The following is a 24,130-nucleotide window of genomic DNA, read 5'->3' on the forward strand; positions in this document are numbered from 1 at the left end:
TATGATCACCGTTCACCATCTGGAAAATTCCCGCTCGCATCGCGTGTTATGGCTACTGGAAGAGCTCGCGGTGCCTTACCAAATCAAACGCTATCAGCGTGAAAACAGCCTGCTGGCACCTGATTCCTTAAAGAAAGTGCATCCGCTGGGCAAATCCCCGGTGATCACTGACGGCAATCGCGTGATTGCTGAGTCAGGCGCGATTCTCGAATACCTGCAACTGAAGTACGACAGCGAGCATCAGCTGGCGTTGAGTCATGAAGATGAGCAGATTCAGGCGCGCTACTGGCTGCACTACGCCGAAGGTTCACTGATGCCGCTGCTGGTGATGAAGCTGGTGTTTGCCCAGTTAGGTAAGAAGCCGGTGCCGTGGCTGCTGCGCCCGGCCGGCATCGCACTGAGCAAAGGGATTCAGAAAGCCTGGCTGAGCAAGCAGCTGGCTTTGCACGGCCGCGTAATTGAAGAGCATCTCACGCAGCATGCGTTTTTTGCCGGTTCACGATTTAGCATCGCCGATGTGCAGATGAGCTTCCCGCTGCTGGCGTTGCAGTTGCGTGGCTCGCTACGCGATACGCCCGCCACCGTCCGCTGGCTGGAAACCATGCAGCAGCGCGCTGCCTGGCAACGTGCGATCCAGCAGGGCGGCGCGATTCAATTGCAGAGTTGATTGCAGCCAGGTCGCCATGAATGGCGACCCTGCGGGGCGAATGCCTGGCTTTATCCTGTAATGCCCGCGATTAGTAGTTGAAAACCCCATGGCAAACGCCAGATAATCGTTTGCCTTTTTTCCGCGTCCCCCTTTACGGCCTGGAATACGCGGCGACGTAAACGATTGCCTGGATTTTCATCATGAAAAACCGCCATCAGGGAACGGCAAACGTGCGCCGCGCGGCGACTCACATCACAAAAAAATTGAGGAAGAATTATGTCTGGCGAATCGCGCCCGGCCAGTGGAAAACTGGACGCCTGGTTCAATATCTCTGCACGCGGCAGCAGCGTGCGTCAGGAAGTATTGGCGGGTCTGACAACGTTTCTGGCGATGGTGTACTCCGTCATCGTGGTGCCCGGCATGCTGGGCAAAGCGGGCTTCTCGCCAACGGCGGTGTTCGTTGCCACCTGTCTGGTCGCCAGTTTTGGTTCGATCATCATGGGTTTGTGGGCCAATCTGCCGATGGCGATTGGGTGCGCCATCTCGCTGACCGCCTTCACCGCCTTCAGTCTGGTGCTCGGCCAGCACATCAGCGTGCCGGTGGCGCTTGGTGCGGTGTTCCTGATGGGCTTGCTGTTCACGCTGATTTCGGTCACCGGCATCCGCGCATGGATTCTGCGGAACTTACCGATGGGCGTGGCGCACGGAACCGGCGTAGGTATTGGCCTGTTCCTGCTGCTGATCGCCGCTGACGGCATTGGTTTAGTGGTGAAAAATCCGGCTCCGGGCTTGCCGGTGGCGTTGGGGCAGTTCGCTTCGTTCCCGGTGATTATGTCGCTGGTGGGACTGGCGGCTATTTTTGGTCTGGAAAAACGCCGTGTGCCGGGCGGCATTCTGCTGACCATCATCGCCATCTCGATTCTCGGCCTGATTTTCGATCCGGCAGTGACCTATCAAGGTCTGTTCGCCATGCCGAGCCTGAAGGATGCCAACGGGCAATCAGCGATGTTCAGCCTCGATATCATGGGCGCGCTGCAACCGGTGGTGCTGCCAAGCGTGCTGGCGCTGGTGATGACCGCGGTCTTTGATGCCACCGGCACCATCCGCGCGGTAGCGGGGCAGGCGAATTTGCTGGATAAAGAGGGGCATATCATCAACGGCGGTCGTGCGTTAACCACCGATTCCGTTAGCAGCCTGTTTGCCGGTTTAGTCGGCGCTTCGCCAGCTGCAGTCTATATCGAATCGGCGGCGGGCACGGCGGCGGGCGGAAAAACCGGTCTGACGGCGATTGTGGTCGGTTTGCTGTTCCTGGTGATTCTGTTTATGTCGCCGCTGGCCTATCTGGTTCCGGCTTACGCGACCGCACCGGCGCTGATGTACGTTGGCTTGCTGATGCTGAGCAACGTGGCAAAAATCGACTTCAACGATTTCGTTGATGCGATGTCTGGCTTGCTGACTGCGGTGTTCATCGTGCTGACCTGCAACATCGTCACCGGCATCATGCTCGGCTTCGCTTCACTGGTGATTGGTCGCCTGTTTGCCGGTGAGTGGCGCAAGCTGAATGTGGGCACCGTGGTGATTGCTGTCGCGCTGGTTGCGTTCTACGCCGGTGGCTGGGCCATCTGACTTTAAAGCGAATAAATTTCGAGATTATTCTCTTTCTGCCCCACGCCGCACATCGGGTTGCCCCGCTGTGCGGCGTTTTGTTTTACACTTTCCCACGCAACAACATCGCTTTAATGAAATTGATTCGCCTAAGGAAAGCATGGAAATCTTCTTTACTATTCTCATCATGACGCTGGTGGTTTCACTCTCCAGCGTGGCGGCACGTATTCTGCCGTTTCAAATTCCCCTGCCGCTGGTGCAAATTGCCGCCGGTGCATTACTCGCATTTCCCGTCTTCGGCCTGCATGTCGATTTTGATCCGGAACTGTTCCTCGTGCTGTTCATTCCGCCGCTGCTGTTTGCGGATGGCTGGAAAACGCCGATCAACGAGTTCCTCCATCACGGTCGCGAAATCATGGGGCTGGCGCTGGTTCTGGTGCTGATCACCGTGGTCGGGATTGGCTACCTGATTTACTGGCTGGTGCCGGGGATTCCGCTGATTCCCGCCTTTGCGCTGGCGGCGGTGCTTTCGCCAACCGATGCCGTGGCGCTGTCCGGCATTGTCGGTGAAGGACGCATCCCGAAAAAAATCATGTCGATTGTGCAGGGCGAAGCCCTGATGAACGACGCATCGGGCCTGGTATCGCTGAAGTTTGCTGTCGCGGTGGCGATGGGCACCATGGTGTTTACGTGGGGCGGCGCCAGCGTTGAGTTCCTCAAAGTGGCGGTCGGCGGTTTGGTCGCCGGTGTGGCGATATGCTGGCTGTATGGCCGCTCACTGCGTCTGCTGAGCCGCTGGAGCGGGGATGACCCGGCAACACAAACCGTGCTGCTGCTGCTGTTACCGTTCGCCTCGTACCTGATTGCGGAACACCTTGGCGTGTCGGGCATCCTCGCCGCCGTCGCCGCCGGTATGACCATCACGCGCTCCGGCATTATCCGCCAGGCACCGCTGGCGATGCGTCTGCGTGCGAACAGCGTGTGGCAGATGCTGGAATTCGTGTTCAATGGCATGGTGTTCCTGATGCTCGGCCTGCAGCTGCCCGACATCCTTTCCACCTCGATTGCGCAGGCCAACGCCGATCCTAACGTGGAACTGTGGATGCTGTTTACCGACGTTCTGTTGGTGTACGCCGCGCTGATGGTGGTGCGTTTCGGTTGGTTGTGGATCATGAAGCGCACCAGCATGCGTCTGCTGAAGAAGAAACCGCTGGAGTTTACCAACTACTCGCTGCGTGAACTGCTGATTGCCTCCTTTGCCGGGGTACGCGGCGCCATCACGCTGGCCGGTGTGCTGTCGATTCCGCTGTTCCTCAGCAACGGCGATCCGTTCCCGGCGCGTTATGAGTTGGTGTTCATCGCTACCGGCGTGATTCTGGTGTCGCTGCTGGTTGGCGTGGTGCTGCTGCCGATTCTGCTGCGCGACGTAGAAAGCATCGATAAGGTCGGCCATCGTCGTGAGATTCAGTTTGCGCGAGCCGCGATGGCGGGCGTGGCGATTGAGAGCCTGCATAAAATGGAGCAGCGTCTCGAAACCGACACCGAAGAGAACATCGATCCTGAGCTGCTGAAAGAGGTCAGCCTGCGCGTGATTGGTAATCTGCGTCGTCGCGCGGAGGGGAAAAACGATATCGAGCAGGCGCAATTTGCCGAAAACCTCGAGCGTCGTTTCCGCCTCAATGCGCTGCGTGCCGAGCGCGCCGAGGTTTATCATCTGCGCGCGACGCAGGAGATCTCCAACGAGACGATGCAGAAACTGCTGCACGATCTCGATCTGCTGGAAGCGCTGCTGATCGAGAAAGAGGAATAGCAGCAAGCCATATTTTTCACCTGTAGCGGCGCAATTCATTGCGCAATAAATTGCGCCGCTACATTAATGCGCTGCGGCCGTTTTCACACCGACAGCCGTGGCGCACTATCCGGCCAGTGTTCACGGCAGCACTCAATCCACGCCTCGGCGCTGCGCGACAGATAACTGCCTTCGCGCCAAATCAACCCTAAGCTCCACTGCAGCTCCGATTCCAGCGGCAGCCACAGCAGTGATTGCTTATCCAGCCGCTGACAAATGGGCTCCGGCAGAATCGCCAATCCCATGCCCGCCTGCACCATCGCGGCGAGAAAATCCCACTGCGCGCTGCGCAACGCAATCGTTGGCGTCAGGTTGTGGCGTTGAAACGCTTTGCGAATCTGGCGATTCAGCGCGAACTCTTCATTGAGGATCAGCAGCGGATGTTCGACTAATTCCGCCAAACCGACTTTACGGTGATCGCGCCATTTTTCGCTGCGCGGCAGCAGCACGCACAGCGGATGGTGCATCAGCTCCAGCGTATTGAGCGGCTGTTCTGACTCAATCGGCAGCGCGGTGAGGGCGATATCCAGCGCGCCACTCAGCACCGCTTGCTGCGCCGTCAGTCCGCCGAACTCGGATATTTTCAGCTGTACACCGGGATAACGGCGGCGAAAGGCAGAGATCGACCCGGCCATCTGCATGCCGACCATCGGCGGAATACCCAGCCGCAGCTCGCCGGTTTTCAGCTGGTTGATGTCGCCTAACTGCGCCTCGAGCTGGTGGAACTCTTGCAGAATCACCAATCCGCGCTGGTAAACCGCCTGACCGCTATCGGTAAGATGCAGTTTACGGCCTTCACGCAGTAACAAGGTGCAGCCGAGCTCCTCTTCCAGCTGGCGCAGCATTTTGCTGATAGTCGGCTGCGTCACGAACAGCTTCTCAGCGGCGCGGGTGAAGCTTTGCTGGCGCACCACTTCAGTGAAGTAGCGCAGGGCGCGCACATCCATAAACATTCCTTTTTGGCATAGTTTTAATGATTTTAATTCATTTCTTTCACAGTTTGCGGCGGATTTATACTGGGCACCTCAATTCTTCCTCAGGGTGCAAGGCAATGATGGCATTAAGTCCGCGCAGAACGGATCTCCTGCAACGTACGTTTGTTCCGCTGCAGCTGGTGCTGTATGTCGGTTTGTTTATTTTCAGCGACAGGCTGGTGAGCTGGCTGCATCTGCCGCTGCCCGCCAACGTGGTGGGCATGGTGCTGCTGCTGGTGTTGATCATGACGCGCATCGTGCCGCTGCGCTGGGTGAAAGCCGGCGCCAACTGGCTGCTGGCGGAAATGCTGCTGTTCTTTATTCCAGCGGTGGTGGCGGTGGTGAACTACAGCGATTTGCTGCGCAGCGAAGGCTGGCGCATCTGCGTGGTGATCGGCGTCAGTACCTTGCTGGTGCTGGCTTCGACTTCACTGGTGGTCGATCGTTTGTATCGCTTCGAACTGGCGCGCGCCGCACGCAAGCAGGCGCATCATGAATGATCTGCTGATTAGCCTGCTGTGTCTGGCGTTTACGCTGCTGGTTTATTATCTCAACAAAATTCTCTATCGTCGCTGGCGCACGCTGCTGTTGATGCCGCTGGTATTGACGCCGCTGGTGCTGGTGGCGCTACTGCTGCTCACTCACGTCAGTTGGAAAAATTACATCGCCGAAAGCCACTGGCTGATTTGGTTGCTCGGCCCGGCGACGCTGGCGTTTGCCGTGCCGGTGTATGAGAACCTCGAAATCATCAAGCGTCACTGGCTGTCGCTGAGCGTGGGCGTGCTGACGGCCACGCTGGTGGCAGTGTGCAGTTCGGTGTGGCTGGCGCGCTTGCTGACGCTGCCGGAAACCATCCAGCGCAGCCTGGCGGTACGCTCAATTACCACGCCGTTTGCGCTGGCGGCCGCACAGCCTATTGGTGGCCAGCCGGATCTGGTGGCGCTGTTTGTGGTGATCACCGGCGTATTCGGTATGGCGGTGGGCGATGTGCTGTTTCTGCGTATTGCCATCAAACAGGGCGTGGCCAAAGGGGCGGGTTTTGGTGCCGCATCACACGGCGCAGGCACCGCGCGTGCTTATCAACTCGGCCAGCAGGAGGGCGTGGTCTCCAGCCTGGTGATGATGCTGTCTGGCGTAGTCACCGTTATTCTCGCGCCGCTGTTAAGCCATTTATTGTGGGCGGCGTAAAGGTCCAATTACAAGCCACGGCTTATTTTGGTTAGCAGTCACTTTGCTTATTGTTTGGGCACGCAAACAATGAAAGGAAGCGACGATGAAAAAGCATTATTTAGCATTAGGTCTGATACTGGCCTCCACTGGAATCAATGCTGCAGAAGTTGGCATTAAAGGCGGTAGTGATTTTATTTCTGCCGCCATCACCACCGAAAAAACCGCACCGGGCATGCAATATGGCGTGCAATACCTCAGCGGTGAGCAGAAGTCACAGTTTGTTGAAGGTCATTTTGGCTACGGTTTTGCGCTGGGTGCCTTGCAAATCGCACCGCGTGTGGGTTTGTTCTGGGCCGATGTCGATAACGATAAATCCAATGCTCGCGGTGTGAATGCTGGCGTCCGTTTCATGGCACCGCTACCGATCGTCGAACAAACCTGGCTGTACCTCGATTACAGCATGGCCCCGGATTTCGCCACGCGTCATGTGCACCACCTGTATCAGTTTGAGGCGGGGATTCAGTATCAACCCGTCAATTGGCTGATCCTGCGTTCCGGTTACAGTTATCTGTCAACTTATGGAAAATACGGGCACAACGACCATCGCTTAATCAATGGCTTGTTTGCTGGTGCTGCCGTCAGTTTTTAATCATTTGAACGGCTGTAACCGGCCGTTTTTTTGAGTCATTGCTCATACTGCAACCCCATCGCTTTGCTTATTGTTTGCCCGCTTAAACTATAAGGAAGCGAAAAATGACAAGTCAGTATTTTGCAATGGGGCTCCTGTTGGCCTCCGCTGGGGTAAACGCTCAGGAAATCGGCGTGAAGGGTGGCAGTGATTTCTTTGCTGCTGCGATCAACAGCCAAAAAACCGCGCCAGGCCTGCAATATGGCGTGGAATACGTGAATGCCAAACATCAGTCAGAATTGCTGGACGCCAATCTGGGTTACGGCGTGGCTTTGGGCGCAATGCGCATTGTGCCGCGCGTGGGCTTGTTCTGGGCTGAATTGAACCACGATAAATCCTCCAGCTATGGCGTTAATGCCGGTATCCGCGTGATGGCGCCACTGCCAGAAGCGGGGCATACCTGGCTTTATGTTGATTACAGCATGGCGCCTAACTTCAGCACCTATAAGCTGGATCATCTGCATCAGTTCGAAGCGGGTGTTTACTACCAACCGGCCAAATGGCTCACGCTGAGTTCCGGTTATCGCTATCTCGGCAGCGGCTTGCACGGTTATAAAACCCACCGTTCAATTGATGGCCTTTTCATGGGCGCGGCCTGGCGTTTCTAGTCTGACAAGTGGCCTTGCGGGGCCACTTTTTTCTCCGCCGTAATCCATTTTTACGTAAAGCTTTCCAAATAATGTTGTCTCTCGTCGCCAGGCTGGTACCCTTGCCGCCGAATTAATTGTCCTTCATGGAGTGGAATCACATGTTAAAGCAACTTGTTACTGGAAGCGTATTGGGTCTGGCACTGCTGAGCAGCGGCGCACAGGCAATTGAGGGCAGTGTTGACGTGGGTGAGCATAGCACCAACCTGAACCTTGGCCTCGGCACCACTTCACCGGGCCTGTTCCTGAAAGGCAACTGGCTGCGCAGCGATCACGATGGCAGCACCTACGGTGCGGGCCTCGGCTATAACATCGACGTGGGCGATTTCCGCATTGCACCTACCGCGAAAGCGCTGTTCACCCATCCGGAGGATGGTCGTGACGGCTTCACCGTGGCAGTCGGTGGCGCAGCGCAGTACAGCTTCAACAGCATGTGGGGCCTGTACGGTGAATATTACTACGCGCCAGAAGCTTTCTCCGATCGTCTGGATAGCTATCAGGAAGCCTCAGGCGGCCTGAGCTTCACGCCGATTTCGCTGCTGAACCTGCGTGTGGGTTATCAGTACATCGAACTGAACAACAAAGGCAGCCGCAAAGATAACGTACTGGTCGACGGCCCGTATGTTGGCGCGTCACTGCGTTTCTAATTGTTTAAATTAGAATGAAAAATGGCGGCCCAATGGGTCGCCATTTTTGTTTGGGTGCGGTCTGTCCCTCATCCCGGCCTTCTCCCGCAAGCGGGAGAAGGAGAAAAACGCGCCGATCGGTTCCCTCTCCCATTTATGGGAGAGGGTTAGGGTGAGGGAAAGCCAGCACGGACTTAATGCGATTTCCCCTGCGAAATCCCAATCCCCGTCTGTGAGCGAATAAACTGCCCACGGAAGCGGGCACGTTCCTGCGCACCGCGTGCTGAATGATCGGTAATCGAGAACAGCCAGATACCAATAAACGCCGCCAGCATCGAGAACAGCGCCGGATACTCATACGGATAAATCGGTTTCTCATGCCCCAACACCTGCACCCAAATCGTCGGGCCAAGGATCATCAGCAGAACGGCGGTAATCAGTCCCAGCCAGCCGCCAATCATCGCGCCGCGCGTGGTGAGTTTCGACCAGTACATCGACAGCAGAATAATCGGGAAGTTACAGCTGGCCGCAATCGAGAACGCCAGGCCGACCATAAAGGCAATATTCTGTTTTTCAAACAAAATCCCCAGCGCAATCGCCACCACACCTAACACCAGCACGGTGATCTTCGAGATGCGCAACTCATCGCGTTCCGTCGCTTTACCTTCGCGGATCACGCTGGCATAGAGATCGTGTGAAACCGCCGACGCCCCCGCCAGCGTCAAACCTGCCACCACCGCCAGAATGGTGGCGAAGGCCACGGCTGAGATAAAGCCGAGGAACAGGCTGCCGCCGACCGCGTTCGCCAGATGCACCGCCGCCATGTTGGTGCCGCCGAGCAGCGCGCCGCTGGCGTCTTTAAAGGCCGGATTTGATCCCACCAGTAAAATCGCGCCGAAGCCGATGATAAAGGTCAGGAAGTAGAAGTAGCCCATAAAGCCGGTGGCCCAGAACACGCTTTTACGCGCTTCACGCGCATCGGCCACGGTGAAGAAGCGCATCAGAATATGCGGCAAACCGGCGGTACCGAACATCAAACCAAGTCCCAGTGACAGCGCCGAGATCGGATCTTTCACCAGCCCGCCCGGCTGCATAATTGCCGCGCCTTTCGGGTGCACCGCCATCGCTTCGGTAAACAGCGTGTTGAAGCTGAAGCCGGTGGCTTTCATCACCATAATCGCCATAAAGCTGGCACCAAACAGCAGCAGCACCGCTTTGATGATCTGCACCCAGGTGGTCGCCAGCATGCCGCCAAACAGCACGTACAGCACCATCAAAATGCCGACCATCACCACCGCGATATGGTAATCGAGGCCGAACAGCAGTTGGATCAGTTTACCGGCACCCACCATCTGCGCGATCAGATAAAGCGCCACCACCACCAGCGAGCCGCAGGCTGACAGCGTACGAATCGGTTTTTGCGCGAGGCGATAGGAGGCGACATCGGCGAAGGTGTAGCGTCCAAGGTTGCGCAGACGTTCGGCAATTAAAAACAGAATCATCGGCCAGCCGACGAGGAAGCCGAGCGAGTAGATCAACCCGTCGTAACCGGAGGTGTAAACCAGAGCAGAAATACCGAGGAAGGAGGCGGCAGACATAAAGTCACCGGCGATGGCGAGGCCATTCTGGAAACCGGTGATGTTGCCGCCTGCGGTGTAGTAATCGCTGCGCGAGCGGGTGCGTTTCGAGGCCCAATAGGTGATGCCGAGCGTCGCCGCGACAAACACCACGAACATGATAATGGCTTCATAGTTGGTGGCTTGCCGTTGTACTGCACCGGTAATGGCATCGGCGGCAAACACGCTGGCGGGCACGATGGCTAAAAACATCGAAAGCAGGCGCTTCATGATTTCACCTCGCTCAGGATCTGTTTGGTCAGACGATCAAACTCGCCGTTGGCGCGCCACACGTAGACGCCGGTCAGCACGAACGACATCACGATTAAACCGACACCAATCGGAATGCCGCGCGTGACGTTAGTGCCCGCGTGCAGCGGCGTACCGAGCCAGGCGGGCGCAAAAGCGATCAACAGAATAAAGCCGATATAGAGCACCAGCATGATCACGCTGAGCAGCAGCGCAAACGCCTGGCGCTTGTGCACCAGCTCATGGAAGCGCGGATTATTCTCGACTTGTTGCCAGACTGCTTCCTGTTCAGGGGTTTCGTTCATCACATTTTTCTCCAGAGGCAAGGCGGCCAGCATACTCACGATTAAATGATTTAACTGGCTGAATATTCTAGTTTTATAAGTTGTGCGAACTCAGAACTACGTGGCATATAAGGGCGGCCAAATGGCCGCCCTTACAACAGAAGCCGCTTACGGCATCGAAATGGACTGTTTCTCCTCCAGCAATTTCTCTACCACGCCCGGATCGGCCAGCGTAGAGGTATCGCCGAGATTGCTGGTATCGCCCGCGGCAATTTTGCGCAGAATGCGGCGCATAATCTTGCCGGAGCGGGTTTTTGGCAGCGAGTCGGTCCAGTGCAGCACATCCGGCGTGGCAATCGGGCCAATCTCTTTACGCACCCAGTTACGCACTTCGGTATACAGCTCTGGCGACGGCTCTTCGCCGTGATTGAGCGTGATATAAGCGTAGATCGCCTGGCCTTTGATGCTGTGCGGAATGCCCACCACCGCGGCTTCGGCAATCTTCGGATGCGACACCAGCGCCGATTCAATCTCGGCGGTGCCGAGACGATGGCCGGAGACATTCAGCACGTCATCGACGCGGCCGGTGATCCAGTAATAACCATCTTCATCACGGCGCGCGCCGTCACCGCTGAAGTAGCGATTTTTGAAGGTGGAGAAGTAGGTCTGTTCGAAACGATCGTGATCGCCATACAGCGTACGCGCCTGGCCCGGCCAGGAATCGACAATCACCAGGTTTCCTTCGGTGGCACCCTCGAGCGGATTGCCTTCGTTATCCACCAGCGCCGGCTGCACGCCGAAAAACGGTTTGGTGGCGGAACCGGCTTTCAGTTCGGTCGCACCCGGCAGCGGCGTGATCATGAAGCCGCCGGTTTCGGTTTGCCACCAGGTATCGACGATCGGGCAACGACTGTCGCCAATCTTTTTGTAATACCACTCCCAGGCTTCCGGGTTGATCGGTTCACCCACCGAACCCATGATGCGCAGGCTGCTGCGATCGGTGCCTTCAATCGCTTTATCGCCTTCAGCCATCAGCGCGCGAATCGCGGTTGGCGCGGTATACAGCAGCGTCACCTTATGTTTATCCACCACTTCCGCCATGCGGCTCGGTTTTGGCCAGTTCGGCACGCCTTCAAACATCAGCGTGGTCGCGCCGCACGCCAGCGGGCCGTAAATCAGGTAGCTGTGGCCGGTGATCCAGCCGACATCTGCGGTACACCAGTAGACGTCATCAGGATGATAATCAAACACATACTTAAAGGTGCTGGCGGCATACACCAGATAACCGCCGGTGGTGTGCAGCACGCCTTTCGGCTTGCCGGTGGAACCGGAGGTATAAAGGATAAACAGCGGATGTTCGGCATCGACGGCAACCGGTTCATGCTGATCGCTGGCCTTCGCCACCAGATCGTGCCACCACAGATCGCGGCCTTCGCGCCAGCCGGTATCTTTACCGGTGCGCTTAAACACCACCACATTTTTCACCGTGGTGACGTTTGGATTGTTCAGGGCATCATCGACGTTTTTCTTCAGCGGAATGCTGCGTCCGGCGCGCACGCCTTCATCGGCGGTGATGATCAGTTTGGCGTTGGAATCGACCACGCGCCCGGCGACCGCTTCCGGTGAGAAGCCACCGAAGATCACCGAATGCACCGCGCCAATGCGCGCACAGGCCAGCATCGCAACGGCGGCTTCGGGCACCATCGGCATGTAGATCGCCACCACGTCGCCTTTCTTCACGCCCAGGCTGTCGAGCACATTGGCAAAGCGGCAGACGTCCGCATGCAGTTCGCGGAAAGTAATGGTTTTGCTTTCGCTGGCGTCGTCACCTTCCCAGATGATGGCGGGATGATCGCCACGCGTGGCCAGATGGCGATCGAGGCAGTTAGCGGCGAGGTTCAGCGCGCCATCTTCATACCAGCGAATCGAAATATTGCCGGGGGCAAAGGAGGTATTTTTCACTTTGCTGTAAGGCTTAATCCAGTCGAGGATTTTGCCTTGCTCACCCCAAAAGGTGTCGGGATCGTCAACCGATTGTTGATACAGCGCCGCATACTGATCGGCATTAATGAGAGCATTCGCTGCAATGGCAGCGGGTACGGGATGCTTATGTATTTGGCTCATGGCTGACCTCCTTGAAGATGTTAATCATATGTCAATCAATGGTTAATTGAAGACCACGACAGGGCTTTGTTTCTGTTTTGTAGTCTGGATCACGGCCTTTGATCACCCGCAAATCCTCGGCGATCGGCGGGTAAAAACGCCGCGCCAGCAGCGTGATCTTCTGCTTTAAGCCTAAGAAATCTCTGCCTCTGCTGTGCAAATAATCAGCAAACGAGCCGGGCCGCTTTTTGCGCAATATTGCATAGCTATGCTGAAACTTATCGAATTAACACTTTTCATAACAGCGAGTTATGGCTGTTAACCTTTGTCAGCATTTTATGCTACTAACCTGAATAAGATTTGCGCTATCGCGCCGGGGGTTGCATTTACCGTAGTGAAAATGGTACTTATCTCGGCCCTGTTCAGCAGGTATCAACTCAGACTGCATCACCCCGCAGGCGCAAAATGCCTGCACAGCTGTAACCGACGTAGTCATAAATAACCCTCTATTTTATCGGGCTTTTGCTCACTTCCCTGTGTGACATTTCTCCTGCACCTTCGCAGCAGAGCAAAGGGGTTTTTAACTGAGGAAATAACGCGTTATGAAAGGTTTTAAGTTCACCCTTGCATGGCAGATTTTAGTCGCGCTGATTCTGGGCGTGATTGTGGGAACCGTGCTGCATAATCAGCCCGACGATCGTGAATGGTTAATCACTAACATTCTGACGCCAGCGGGTGACATCTTTATTCATCTGATCAAGATGATTGTGGTACCGATTGTTATCTCCTCACTGATTGTCGGCATTGCTGGCGTGGGTGATGCGAAAAAGCTCGGACGTATTGGTGTCAAAACCATTATCTATTTTGAAGTGATCACCACCCTTGCCATTGTGGTCGGCATCACGCTGGCCAACGTATTCCAACCCGGCAGCGGCATTGATATGTCAACGCTGGCAACGGTGGACATCTCTAAATACGAAGCCACAACGGAAGCCGTTCAGGGCGCACCGCACGGTCTGGTCACCACCATTCTGTCGCTGATCCCGCAGAACATCTTCGCCTCGCTGGTGAAGGGCGACATGCTGCCGATTATCTTCTTCTCGGTGCTGTTTGGTATGGGCTTGTCGGCGCTGCCGAAGGAACATCGCGATCCGCTGGTCACGGTATTCCGTTCGATTTCCGAAACCATGTTTAAAGTGACGCACATGATCATGCGTTACGCGCCAGTCGGCGTGTTTGCGCTGATTGCAGTCACCATTGCTAACTTCGGTTTTGCCTCGCTCTATCCGCTCGCCAAGCTGGTGCTGCTGGTGTACGTGGCGATTCTGTTCTTTGCTTTCGTGGTGCTCGGCACGGTGGCGCGCTTCTGTAAGCTGCGTATTACGACGCTGATGCGCATTCTGAAAGACGAGCTGATTCTTGCCTATTCCACCTCCAGCTCAGAAACCGTGCTGCCGCGCATTATGCAGAAGATGGAAGCCTACGGCGCGCCGAAAGCCATCACCAGCTTCGTGGTGCCGACCGGTTACTCGTTCAACCTCGACGGTTCAACGCTGTACCAGAGCATCGCGGCGATCTTTATCGCCCAGCTGTATGGCATTGACCTGTCGCTGACCGACGAGATCATTTTGGTGCTGACGCTGATGGTGACCTCGAAAGGCATCGCTGGCGTGCCGGGCGTCTCCTTCGTGGTGCTGCTGGCAACGCTGGGCAGCGTGGGCATTCCGCTGGAAGGTCTGGCATTTATCGCCGGTGTGGATCGCATCATGGACATGGCGCGTACCGCGCTGAACGTGATCGGAAACGCGCTGGCGGTGCTGGTGATTGCGCGCTGGGAAGACCAGTTCGACACCAAACAAGCCGCCGCCTACGAGCAGCAGCTGCGTACGCAAAGCGCCAGCTAATCTTCCAGGTGCGCATGAATGCGCACCCTACGAAAACCTCGCCATTCATGGCGACCGCTATGACTGAAACCCGCTTCGGCGGGTTTTTTTATGCCTGCTGCAGACAAGTCTTATAACCCTGTGTCACAAACCCTTGCTTAAATCCATACCCACTATAACCACCTGTGCTTTCTAAAAATCTTTTTTAAAATCATTTTCAAGTGAGGGCTCAACATGAGATTCCCCGTTTATCTTCATAAGACAGAAAGCAACACCTATTCTGGCTTTGTACCGGACGTTGTTGGATGTTTTTTTGCTGGCGAGACAGTGGATGATGCATTAACCGATGCTTCTGCTGCGATTGATGCGCATGTGGAGTCGTCGACTGATGCGGGTTACGAGGTGCCGGTGGCAACGAACATTGAAACGCATATTGATGATGAAAATTGTCAGGGTGGTTATTGGGCCTTTGTCGATATCGATCTCAGTCGCTATGAAGGCAAAGCGGTAAAGCTCAACATCACCTTGCCGCAGAATCTGTTGACTAAAATCGATAGCTATGTCGATCACCATCGTGAATATGGTTCCAGAAGCGGTTTTTTGGCCGCATTAGCGCGCAAAGAATTAGCAAACGCCTGAGCCACGAAAACGACCCGCTTCGGCGGGTTTTTTTACGCCTGCTGCGGCAAAAAGCAAAAAAATCCCGCGCAGCAGAGGAATTAACAATTCTGTGTGATATATAGTTTTACGAATAAATTATTCTCTCACAGGAGTGTCTCATGCAGATCGATCTGAGCCAGATGATCACCGAAGGGCGTAATCCCGCCAGCCAGAACATTGATGAGCTGACCACCGAAGCGATGCTGCGGGTGATTAATGATGAAGACAAAAAAGTGGCGCTGGCGGTGGAAGCCATCGTGCCGCAGATTGCACAGGTGGTGGATGCCATCACTGCTGCCTTCAGTAAAGGCGGTCGCCTGATCTATTGCGGCGCGGGCACGTCGGGTCGTCTGGGGATTCTGGATGCCAGCGAATGTCCGCCGACCTTTGGCACGCCGCGCAGCCAGGTTGTGGGGCTGATTGCCGGCGGCCACACCGCGATTTTGCAGGCGGTGGAAAACGCCGAAGACAATGTGGAGCAGGGCGCGCAGGATCTGCGGGATATCCAGTTCAATGCGAATGATGTGTTGGTCGGGATTGCCGCCAGCGGCCGCACGCCCTATGTGCTGGGCGCGCTGGCGTATGCGCGTCAGCAAGGCGCATTTACCGCAGCGTTAACCTGTAATCCCAATAGCCCAATGTCGCAGGCCGCTGATGTGGCGTTGACGCCGGTGGTCGGCCCGGAAGTGGTCACCGGTTCTTCGCGCATGAAAGCCGGCACGGCGCAGAAGCTGGTGCTGAATATGCTCACTACCGGCGCGATGATTCGCAGCGGCAAGGTGTATGGCAATCTGATGGTCGATGTGGAAGCCACCAACCAGAAGCTGGTGCAGCGCCAGGTGAACATCGTCAAACAAGCTACCGATTGTGACGATGCCACCGCGCAGCAGGCGCTGGCGGCGTGTAATGGGCATTGTAAAACCGCGATTGTAATGGTGCTGGCGGGATTAACGGCCGATGAAGCGAAATCGCTGCTGAGTCAGAATCAGGGCTTCATTCGCAATGCTTTGCGTGACGCAGGAGCGCAATAATGGCGGCCATTACTGAAGGTCTGGTGCGCGATATTCTGCAAGCGGTGGGCGGTGCCAGCAATGTGGTGCAGTGCGGCAACTGCATGACGCGCCTGCGTCTGACGCTTGCCGATGCCACGCGAGTGGATAGCGCCACACTCAAAACACTGCCGGGCGTGCTGGGCGTGATCGACAGCGATGCGCAGCTGCAAATCGTGCTCGGTCCCGGCAAAGCGCAAACCGCAGCGGAGAAGATGCAGGCGCTGCTTAATCAACAGGAGCCGGGCGATCTGCAGGCCATCGCCAGCGCGCAAAAGCAGCAGATGAAGGCGAAGCAGACCAGCGCGCTGCACCGTTTTCTCTCCTGCTTTGCCACGATCTTTACGCCGCTGATCCCCGGTTTTATCGGTGCCGGTTTACTGTTGGGTTTCGCCACGCTAATTGAGCAGATCTTCCACCTCAATCAACCTGGCGATCATGCACGCTGGCTGCTGGATACCGTGGCGTACATGAAGGTGTTTGGTAAAGGGCTGTTCACCTTCCTGAGTATTTTGATCGGCTACAACGCGCAGAAAGCCTTTGGCGGTACTGGCGTCAACGGGGCAATTATCGCCTCGCTGTTTGTGCTCGGTTATGTTCCTGACGCGAAGGTTGGTTATTACAGCGGGATGCAGGATTTCTTCGGCATGGTGATCGATCCGCGCGGCAATATTATTGGCGTGCTGCTGGCGGCGATATTTGGTGCCTGGGTTGAGAAACAGCTGCGGAAAATGATTCCCGATAATCTCGATATGATCCTGACATCGTTGCTGACGTTATTAATTACCGGCGCAGTGACTTTCCTGGTGATTATGCCAATCGGCGGCGAATTATTTAAAGGTATGTCATGGTTGTTCATTCATCTGAATAACAATCCGTTTGGTTGCGCTATTTTGGCCGGACTGTTTTTGATCGCAGTGATGTTTGGCATCCATCAGGGCTTTATTCCGGTCTATTTCGCGCTGATGGAAACCCAGGGCTTTAACTCGCTGTTCCCGATTCTGGCGATGGCCGGCGCCGGGCAGGTCGGCGCGTCGCTGGCGTTATGGTGCAAAGCGGATAAAGACTCGCTGCTGCGTAAACAGATCAAAGGCGCGATTGTGCCGGGCTTGCTCGGTGTCGGCGAACCGCTGATTTATGGCGTCACGCTGCCGCGCCTGAAACCCTTTATCACCGCCTGTTTTGGCGGCGCGCTGGGCGGCTTCTTTATCGGGCTGGTGGCGTGGCTGGGATTGCCGGTGGGAATGAACACCGTGTTTGGCCCTTCAGGTTTAGTCACGCTGCCGCTGATGACCTCATCGCAGGGCATTTTTGCCGGCATGGCGGTGTATCTCGCCGGGCTGATCGTGGCGTGGATTGGCGGGTTCGCCTTTACCTGGTGGGGCGGCACCCGCAATGTAGATTTGAGTTGAGTGCAGTGCGGATATCGACCAGGTCACCATAAATGGCGTCCCTACAAACCAACTCCCCGTAGGGTCGCCATTCATGGCGACCTGTTTAAAACGAGACTCCGATCACAGTTTTAAAGTCTCTCGTATCGCTTATCCTGGCACAGCCCGATTCACCACTTAAGTACCGTTTGTAAGTAAAGCGTCAGCAAAAAATAAAGGATTTATTAAGGAGATAGAAAGCTAGACCTAAAATTTTAATTGGTCTCAAATTATTTCGAATATCCAATCCGCCTCGCAATTATTTATCCATTATCACAATAAGTTACCCGAAATTGCCTTTTGCATTAGCAAGCAAAACTGTCTATACCTAAAGCCAATTAATCTATAACAACGATTCCATCCCTTTTTTCGCTGCACCGTATTTCTTCACACAGTTGTTCTCAAATTAGATTGCTACACGGGATTGGTATTAACCTGCCGTTTTATCCCCTCGCGATGAATTTAACGCTGTTGCAAAAACAGCGCGGACGCTGCACGCCCACTGGAGGAAGTATGAGGTTTAAATTAAATCCTATCGCATTAGGGATGTTGGCGGCGCAATTGCTGATCTATCCAGCAATGCAAAGTCAGGCTGTAACTTTGGGGACTTACACACCAGAAAATAATGACAACCAAACCGGTAAGATTACCGTCAGTAGCGGCAATGAAACCCTGACCGGAAATCAGGCCTTCACGGCAGGAACGGACGGCGCGGTCACCACCACGCTCGGGCAAGTGGCGATCACGGCGGGATCGCAGTATCTCAATCAGGATCGCCTTGATCCCGGCCCGCAAAACTTCGCCATTACCACGCCCGATGCGGCCACCGGCACCAACAGCACTTTCCAGGTTTATAACTCTGCCAGTCTGGTCGCGTTAGCGCCCGTCACCAGCACCACCAGCGTACCGGATGTACAAAATGTCAATGATGCGCAGTACATCGATGCGCGCATTGCCGATGTCACCGGCGGTACACTGGACGTGAATATCGGCCAGGCCAATGCACTCAGCAGCGCCAGCACCAACAGCTGGACCATGGCAGCCAAACAGACGCAACTTTTTGATGTGAGCGGCACCGGCACGGTCAACTGGAACAGCAATAACCGTATCAGCTTTTTCGGTGCTACCGCCACGCCAGACGGCGCGGGATCGGCCACCAGCAGCTATCAGGTACAAAACCTCGCCACCTATAACGGCGCTTTCAGCGTGCAGACGCTGGATGGCAAAAGCACCAGCTTCACGGTCACCAACGCCAGCCAGCTGCAAAGCTACAACAACTGGCTGATCAGCCAGCTGCAGGCGGGTAATCTTGATAAAACCCGCTACCTGCCCGAGTTCAACAAAGCCGTCACCTTCACCAATGCCAACATCGTCTACAACGTCAGCGCCACTCCGCCAGACGAGGTGACGCAAGCTATTGGCAATCGCATTGTGATAAATGCCAATGGCGCGGGTGCGAGAGTCAATCTGGCGGCGGGTAAAACGCTGGAAGTGGTGGGCGCGACGGGCGGCGCGATTAAAGCCTCCAACGGCGCACAAGCGGTGATTGATGGCAAACTGGCAAGCCGCGGTAGCATCACCAATAACGGTACGGCGCTGGTATTAACTGACAGCAGCAGCGGCATCAACAATGGTGTGATTAATGGCGGTTTCCTCAATCGTCAGGATGGCACCGGCATTGGCTCGACCGGCTACGGCGCTAACGGCGTATCCGTGCAAACCGGCAGCACCTTCAACAATAACGGTATCCTCAATTTCGCCACCACCGGCAGCAATTCGCAGTATGGCGTGGCGGGCATCAATCTTGGCGTGTCATCCACCGCCAATAACAGCGGCAATATTAACGTCGGCGTTAACGGTTCCAGCGCCCGCGGCACCGCGTCTGGCGTGTTACTGACCGATGCCACTTCCAGCTTCACCAATAACGGCAGCGGCAATATTTACATTGGTCGCGGACCGCAGAACAGCCTGGGTGAGGCGACGGCTGATACCGCGATGAACCAAAGCGGGCTGACCAGCGGTATCGCCCTGGTCGCCAATGGCAACGCGGTTAACGATGGCAGCATCACCATCGGTACTAAAACGCAGAACGCGGCGGGGATGTCAGCGACCGGCGCCAATAACGCCACCATGATCAACAACGGCACCATCAATGTGAACGGTGCGGCTGCCACCATTCCGCGTGAAAACGTCGGCATGCTGGTGACCAACAGTGCCGGCAACATCAATAACGCGGGCACCATCAACCTGAATGGCGTGAACGCCACCGGCGTGAAAGTGCTGGCAACCAACGGCAACACCGCCAGCGCCACCTCAACCGGCACCATCAACGTGGCGGGCGGCGCCGATCCGGCCAGCGGCACGCGCAACTATGGCGTGTGGGTGGAAGGGCAAGGTGCGACCGGCACGGCGCAGGCCACCGTCGATGGCCCGATCAATCTCAGCGGTAATGGTGCGATCGGTGTGCACGCGCGTGGTAATTCCACGGTGACCGTGGATCCGGCTGCAGTACCTACTTTCTCTAGCGGCACCAATCAGATAGCCTTCTTCGCTTACGGCCCCAATGCGCTGATTAACGTGCTGGGCAATAATCCGTTTGATGTGACGACGCAGAACTCCACGCTGTTCCGCGTTGAGCAGGGCGCAGATTTCCACGGTAATGCGTTGTCGCTCACCGCATCGGGAGCCGGTTCTACCGCCGTGCTCGGCAGCGGCGCTGGCACCGAAGTCAGCAGCGATGCGGCGGTGATCAACGTCAGCGGCAGCGGTGCCAATGGCATCACCGTTGAAGGTGGCGCAACGGGTGTGATTGATGCTGCAACCAGCATGAATCTCACCGGCAGCAACGCGATTGGCGCGATCGTTGACGGACAAAAACACGATATCTTTGGCAAAAACAGCGGCTCGCCGGTTACCAGCACCAGCCTGAACTCCGCAGCGTCACTGAATGCTTCGCAGAGTGGATTGACCGGCTATCTGGCACGCAATCGCGCGCAGCTGACTAATACCGGCGATATCACCTTCAGCGGCGCCAACTCCACCGGCATTCGCGTCGAAAGCGGCGCGACCGGTACCAACAGCGGCAACATCAACATCAATGACGGCGGCACCGGCATCGCGGTAAACAGCGGCAGCAGCACCTTTGCCACCACCGCCAATAACACCGGCACCATCAACGTTAACGGCGGCAGCACCAGCAACCGCAGCCGAGGCGTCAGCGCCAGCGGCAATCGCGCAGTAGCCAACCTGAACGGCGGCACGCTGAATCTCAACGGCACCGGCGCGATTGGGGCGGAAGCGCTCAACGGCGCACTGGTGAATATCGCCGCCGGTTCAGCGCCGGTATTTAATAACAGTGACCAAATTGCCTATCACGCGGCGGGCAGTGGATCGCGCATCAGCTCCGCCACCAACGCGTTAAATATCAACAGCAGCGGCTCAACCGGCTATCGCATTGATGACGGCGCGGCGCTGAGCTTCACCTCTCCGACCACCATCACCTCCAGCGCCAGCAACAGTACCGGCGCGATTATCTCCGGCAGCGGCAGCAGCCTGAATAGCAGCAACGCCAACTTTACCGCCAGCGGTCAGGGCAGCACGGCAATCCGTGCGGAAGGCGGCGCGAATGCCACGCTGGATAGCGGCAGCAACATCAATCTCAGCGGCAGCAACGCAGTCGGTGTGCTGGTCAACAATCTGCGTACCGATCTGAGTAACGCGCTGGATGGCAGCGCAGCGGCCACCAGCGTCACCAGCAACGGCAACGTGAGCGGCGCGGGTAATGGCGCGATAGGTTTTGATGTCACTAACGGCGCAGAGCTGGTCAACAACGGCAATGTGAATCTCACCGGCAGCAACAACATCGGGATCCGTTCGCGTGCCGGCAGCACGCTGACCAACAACGGCGTGGTCAACGTAGCCAACGGCACCGGGCTGGATGTCTCCGGCAGCGGCAGCACGCTGGCGAAAGGCGGCACTATCAATGTCGATAACGGTATCGCGGGCGTGCGCATCAGCGATGGCGCGCAGCTGGCGCTTACCGGCAGCGACACGGTGATCACCACGCGCGGCAACGCACACGGCATCTTGCTGGATAGCGGCGCAACCGCACTCAGCGCCAGCGACGCCACGGTGAACGTGCTGGGCAGCGGCAACGGTATCGAAAACCGCGCCGAACTGAGCAACGTTGGCTTGAGCAATCTCACCATTAACGTCGGCGACGGCAACGGGATTCGCACCGCCGTGCCATTTGATCCGGCTTCGACGGTGACCACCAACGTCTCCGGCAGCGGCAGCGGCTTGAATATCGCCAATGCCGATGGTTCCACCACCAGCGGCGATTTGACGCTGGGTTCGGGTTATCAATTCAACATTACCGGCGCCGGCGGCACCGGTATTCGCGCCAATACCACGGGAAATGTCACCACCGCAGCCAACGTCAATATCGATAATGCGGCGGGCGGATCGGCGCTGGTGTCCAGCACAGCGGGCACCATCGTCAATACCGGCAACTTCACCTCCAACAGCCTGACTGCGCCGGTGGTGGATCTGCGCGGCGGTAAAACCATCTTCGAGAACCTCGGCAACATCATCACCGCCAATCCACAAACCGTGGCGGTGGCGGGCAGCAACGCCGACGACGAAATCCTGCTGACGGAAGGCGCAGTGCAGGGCGATATCAATCCGGGCGGCGGATCGGATCTGTTCCGCTGGACGGGCGGCACGCTCAACGGCAGCCTGACCATGGGCAACGACAACAACAACCGTGCCGAAGTGAGCAATGTCGATCTCGGCACCACCTACCATCTCACCAGCGGTAGCGGCACCGGCAACACCTTGACCTTTAACCAGATCGACTCGCGCGGCGGCAGCTTCAGCGCCGACGATCTCAGCAAAGGCGTTAATCTTGGCAGCGGCTGGAGCACCATCAACTTTGCCAACACCAGATGGACGTTGACCGACAACCTGCAGCTGGCGCACAGCACCATTAATGTCGATGCGGATTCCACGCTGTATGCCGGCGATAACGTGCATCCAACGCTATCCGGCGGCAGCGCCGATTCGCTGGTGGTGAATAACGCCGGTACGCTGGATCTCACCAACGGTGCGGGTTCGCCGGGCAACACGCTGGATATTGCGGGTTCACTGGCGTCGAGCGGCGGCCAGCTCAATCTGGTCACTAACCTCAACGAAGGTGGCGCGCTGAGCAATCAGTTCACTGACCATCTCAACGTCACCGGCAATGCCAGCGGTACCACGCTGGTCAACCTGAAGCTGGCCGATGCCAGCACCGGCGCGCTGACCGATCTCAATCGCAACGGCGGTATTGAAGGCAACGAAGGTATTTCGCTGGCGCAGGTCGGCGGCAATGCCAGCGCCAACAGCTTCGCGCTTAAAGATGGCTATATCGGCGCCGGGCCGTGGCAATATCGGCTCTACACCTTTGCGCCGGGCAGCAGCGATCCTAACCAGCGTTTAGTCAGCGGTAGCGGTAATAACTATTGGGATTACCGTTTGGCGAACTACTACGTGTGCGAAGACAGCGCCAGCTGTCAGCCGACCTTTGTCACCGATGCCTTTGGTACGCCGCAAAGCTACGATGCGCGTCCAGCGGTGGTGCCGCAGGTGCCATCCTATGTTTCGGCACCGGTTGGCCTGGCCTACTACACGGCGGCGATTATCGATGATCTGCATAAACGTCTCGGCGAACTGCGCCACGAGCAGACGCGTCCGGAAGGCAACGGCGGCGAGATGTTCCTGCGCTATATCGGTTCGAATTTGAAGTACAAGAGCGATAAGAGTTTCCGTGACTTCGGTTATGACTTTGACCTCGATTACAGCGCGGTGCAGGTGGGCGGCAATCTGCTGCGACTCGACGGCGAGCAGGATAGCCTGCGCGGCGGTGTAGCCTATACGCGCGGTAATACGCGCATTCGTCCGCATGCGGCCGACGGTTACAGCAGCACCACCTTCGACAGCGACAGCCTGGCGTTTTACGGCACCTGGCAGCGTCAGAGCGGTTTCTATCTGGACGGCGTGCTGTCATTTGACTGGCATCGCGGCGAAACCGACATTGCCCGCACGCAAAAGGTGGCGAAGCTGAAAGGCAACGGCTGGACGGCATCGCTGGAGAGCGGCTATCCGTTTGAGTTGGGTGATGGCTACAAGCTGGAGCCGCAGGCGCAGCTGATGTACATGAAGCTGAATATGAACGACTTCACCGATGAAGACGGCAACAAAGTGCGTTACGGCGACTACAACCAAACCATTGGTCGTCTCGGCGCACGCCTCGATCGCACATGGACCGACGACAGCAATCGCCAGTACACGCCTTATCTGCGCGCTAACTACTACAAAGGTTGGGGCGGCAGCGCAGATACCTCGGTGTCATCAGTGGATAATCCGGCGTTTGGCGCAAACTTCAGCAGCGGACAGTTTGGTCAGATGTGGGAAGTGGGCGCAGGCGGCACCGCGACCGTGCAGAAAGATGTGTCGCTGTACGCGGAAGCCGATTACCGCAAAGAGATCGACGGCAATGGCGCCAAAGGCTGGCGTTATAACGTTGGCGTGAGGTGGCAGTTCTGAGGCAATAAAAAAGGTGCGCATAAATGCGCACCCTACAAAAATTCCCGTAGGGTCGCCATTCAT

General features: G+C 56.6%; 17 protein-coding genes. 13 read left to right on the forward strand and 4 right to left on the reverse strand.

From position 1 onward, the window contains the following. Position 1 precedes the first annotated feature (1 nt). The 3 genes from HX773_RS01050 to HX773_RS01060 all read left to right on the forward strand — a co-directional run bounded on the left by HX773_RS01050 (position 2) and on the right by HX773_RS01060 (position 4,064). A complete protein-coding gene (locus HX773_RS01050; protein ID WP_176970081.1) occupies positions 2-667 on the forward strand; it encodes a glutathione S-transferase family protein in 666 nt (221 codons plus the stop codon). A 258-nt stretch (positions 668-925) separates the two neighbouring features. Next, positions 926-2,275, forward strand: coding sequence for an NCS2 family permease (locus HX773_RS01055; protein ID WP_176970082.1), 1,350 nt, complete (start codon positions 926-928; stop codon positions 2,273-2,275). A gap of 139 nt (positions 2,276-2,414) precedes the next feature. Then, a complete protein-coding gene (locus HX773_RS01060) occupies positions 2,415-4,064 on the forward strand; it encodes a Na+/H+ antiporter (RefSeq protein ID WP_176970083.1) in 1,650 nt (549 codons plus the stop codon). Between the two features lie 83 nt (positions 4,065-4,147). On the opposite strand, the gene HX773_RS01065 is transcribed toward HX773_RS01060, so the two are convergent. Next, positions 4,148-5,050: a LysR family transcriptional regulator gene (locus tag HX773_RS01065; protein WP_176970084.1), complete on the reverse strand. Its 903-nt coding sequence runs from the start codon at positions 5,048-5,050 to the stop codon at positions 4,148-4,150. 104 nt (positions 5,051-5,154) lie between these two features. On the opposite strand from HX773_RS01065, the gene HX773_RS01070 reads away from it, so the two are divergent. The 5 genes from HX773_RS01070 (at position 5,155) to HX773_RS01090 (ending at position 8,229) form a co-directional block, all read left to right on the forward strand. Then, positions 5,155-5,577 (forward strand): CidA/LrgA family protein, encoded by a 423-nt coding sequence (locus HX773_RS01070; protein WP_008109984.1) that lies wholly within the window; start codon positions 5,155-5,157, stop codon positions 5,575-5,577. Beyond that, positions 5,570-6,265, forward strand: coding sequence for an LrgB family protein (locus HX773_RS01075; protein ID WP_176970085.1), 696 nt, complete (start codon positions 5,570-5,572; stop codon positions 6,263-6,265). Before HX773_RS01070 ends, HX773_RS01075 begins: the two co-directional genes overlap by 8 nt. A gap of 85 nt (positions 6,266-6,350) precedes the next feature. Next, positions 6,351-6,896, forward strand: coding sequence for a YfaZ family outer membrane protein (locus tag HX773_RS01080; RefSeq protein ID WP_176970086.1), 546 nt, complete (start codon positions 6,351-6,353; stop codon positions 6,894-6,896). A 104-nt stretch (positions 6,897-7,000) separates the two neighbouring features. Continuing rightward, positions 7,001-7,543, forward strand: coding sequence for a YfaZ family outer membrane protein (locus HX773_RS01085; protein ID WP_176970087.1), 543 nt, complete (start codon positions 7,001-7,003; stop codon positions 7,541-7,543). Between the two features lie 140 nt (positions 7,544-7,683). Continuing rightward, a complete protein-coding gene (locus HX773_RS01090; protein WP_008109987.1) occupies positions 7,684-8,229 on the forward strand; it encodes a YfaZ family outer membrane protein in 546 nt (181 codons plus the stop codon). Positions 8,230-8,402: 173 nt separating this feature from the next. On the opposite strand, the gene actP is transcribed toward HX773_RS01090, so the two are convergent. The 3 genes from actP to acs form a co-directional block, all read right to left on the reverse strand. Then, positions 8,403-10,055 carry a cation/acetate symporter ActP gene (gene actP / locus HX773_RS01095; protein ID WP_176970088.1) on the reverse strand — a complete coding sequence of 551 codons (1,653 nt, stop codon included), beginning with the start codon at positions 10,053-10,055 and terminating at the stop codon, positions 8,403-8,405. Beyond that, positions 10,052-10,378, reverse strand: coding sequence for a DUF485 domain-containing protein (locus HX773_RS01100; protein ID WP_008109989.1), 327 nt, complete (start codon positions 10,376-10,378; stop codon positions 10,052-10,054). The genes actP and HX773_RS01100 overlap by 4 nt, the downstream gene beginning before the upstream one ends. A gap of 147 nt (positions 10,379-10,525) precedes the next feature. Next, on the reverse strand, positions 10,526-12,481 hold the full coding sequence (acs, locus tag HX773_RS01105) for an acetate--CoA ligase (RefSeq protein WP_176970089.1): 1,956 nt from the start codon (positions 12,479-12,481) through the stop codon (positions 10,526-10,528). Positions 12,482-13,062: 581 nt separating this feature from the next. Here acs and gltP point away from each other — a divergent pair. The 5 genes from gltP (at position 13,063) to HX773_RS01130 (ending at position 24,067) form a co-directional block, all read left to right on the forward strand. Continuing rightward, a complete protein-coding gene (gltP, locus tag HX773_RS01110; protein ID WP_176970090.1) occupies positions 13,063-14,364 on the forward strand; it encodes a glutamate/aspartate:proton symporter GltP in 1,302 nt (433 codons plus the stop codon). 213 nt (positions 14,365-14,577) lie between these two features. Then, positions 14,578-14,982, forward strand: a complete 405-nt coding sequence (locus HX773_RS01115) for a type II toxin-antitoxin system HicB family antitoxin (protein ID WP_176970091.1) — start codon at positions 14,578-14,580, stop codon at positions 14,980-14,982. A gap of 140 nt (positions 14,983-15,122) precedes the next feature. Further along, positions 15,123-16,034 (forward strand): N-acetylmuramic acid 6-phosphate etherase, encoded by a 912-nt coding sequence (gene murQ, locus HX773_RS01120; RefSeq protein WP_176970092.1) that lies wholly within the window; start codon positions 15,123-15,125, stop codon positions 16,032-16,034. Further along, on the forward strand, positions 16,034-17,464 hold the full coding sequence (gene murP, locus HX773_RS01125; RefSeq protein WP_176970093.1) for a PTS N-acetylmuramic acid transporter subunit IIBC: 1,431 nt from the start codon (positions 16,034-16,036) through the stop codon (positions 17,462-17,464). Before murQ ends, murP begins: the two co-directional genes overlap by 1 nt. Positions 17,465-17,995: 531 nt before the next feature. Next, positions 17,996-24,067 (forward strand): autotransporter outer membrane beta-barrel domain-containing protein, encoded by a 6,072-nt coding sequence (locus tag HX773_RS01130; protein WP_176970094.1) that lies wholly within the window; start codon positions 17,996-17,998, stop codon positions 24,065-24,067. Positions 24,068-24,130 lie beyond the last annotated feature (63 nt).

It is taken from the genome of Pantoea sp. B9002 (assembly GCF_013385945.1).
Classification (GTDB): domain Bacteria; phylum Pseudomonadota; class Gammaproteobacteria; order Enterobacterales; family Enterobacteriaceae; genus Pantoea.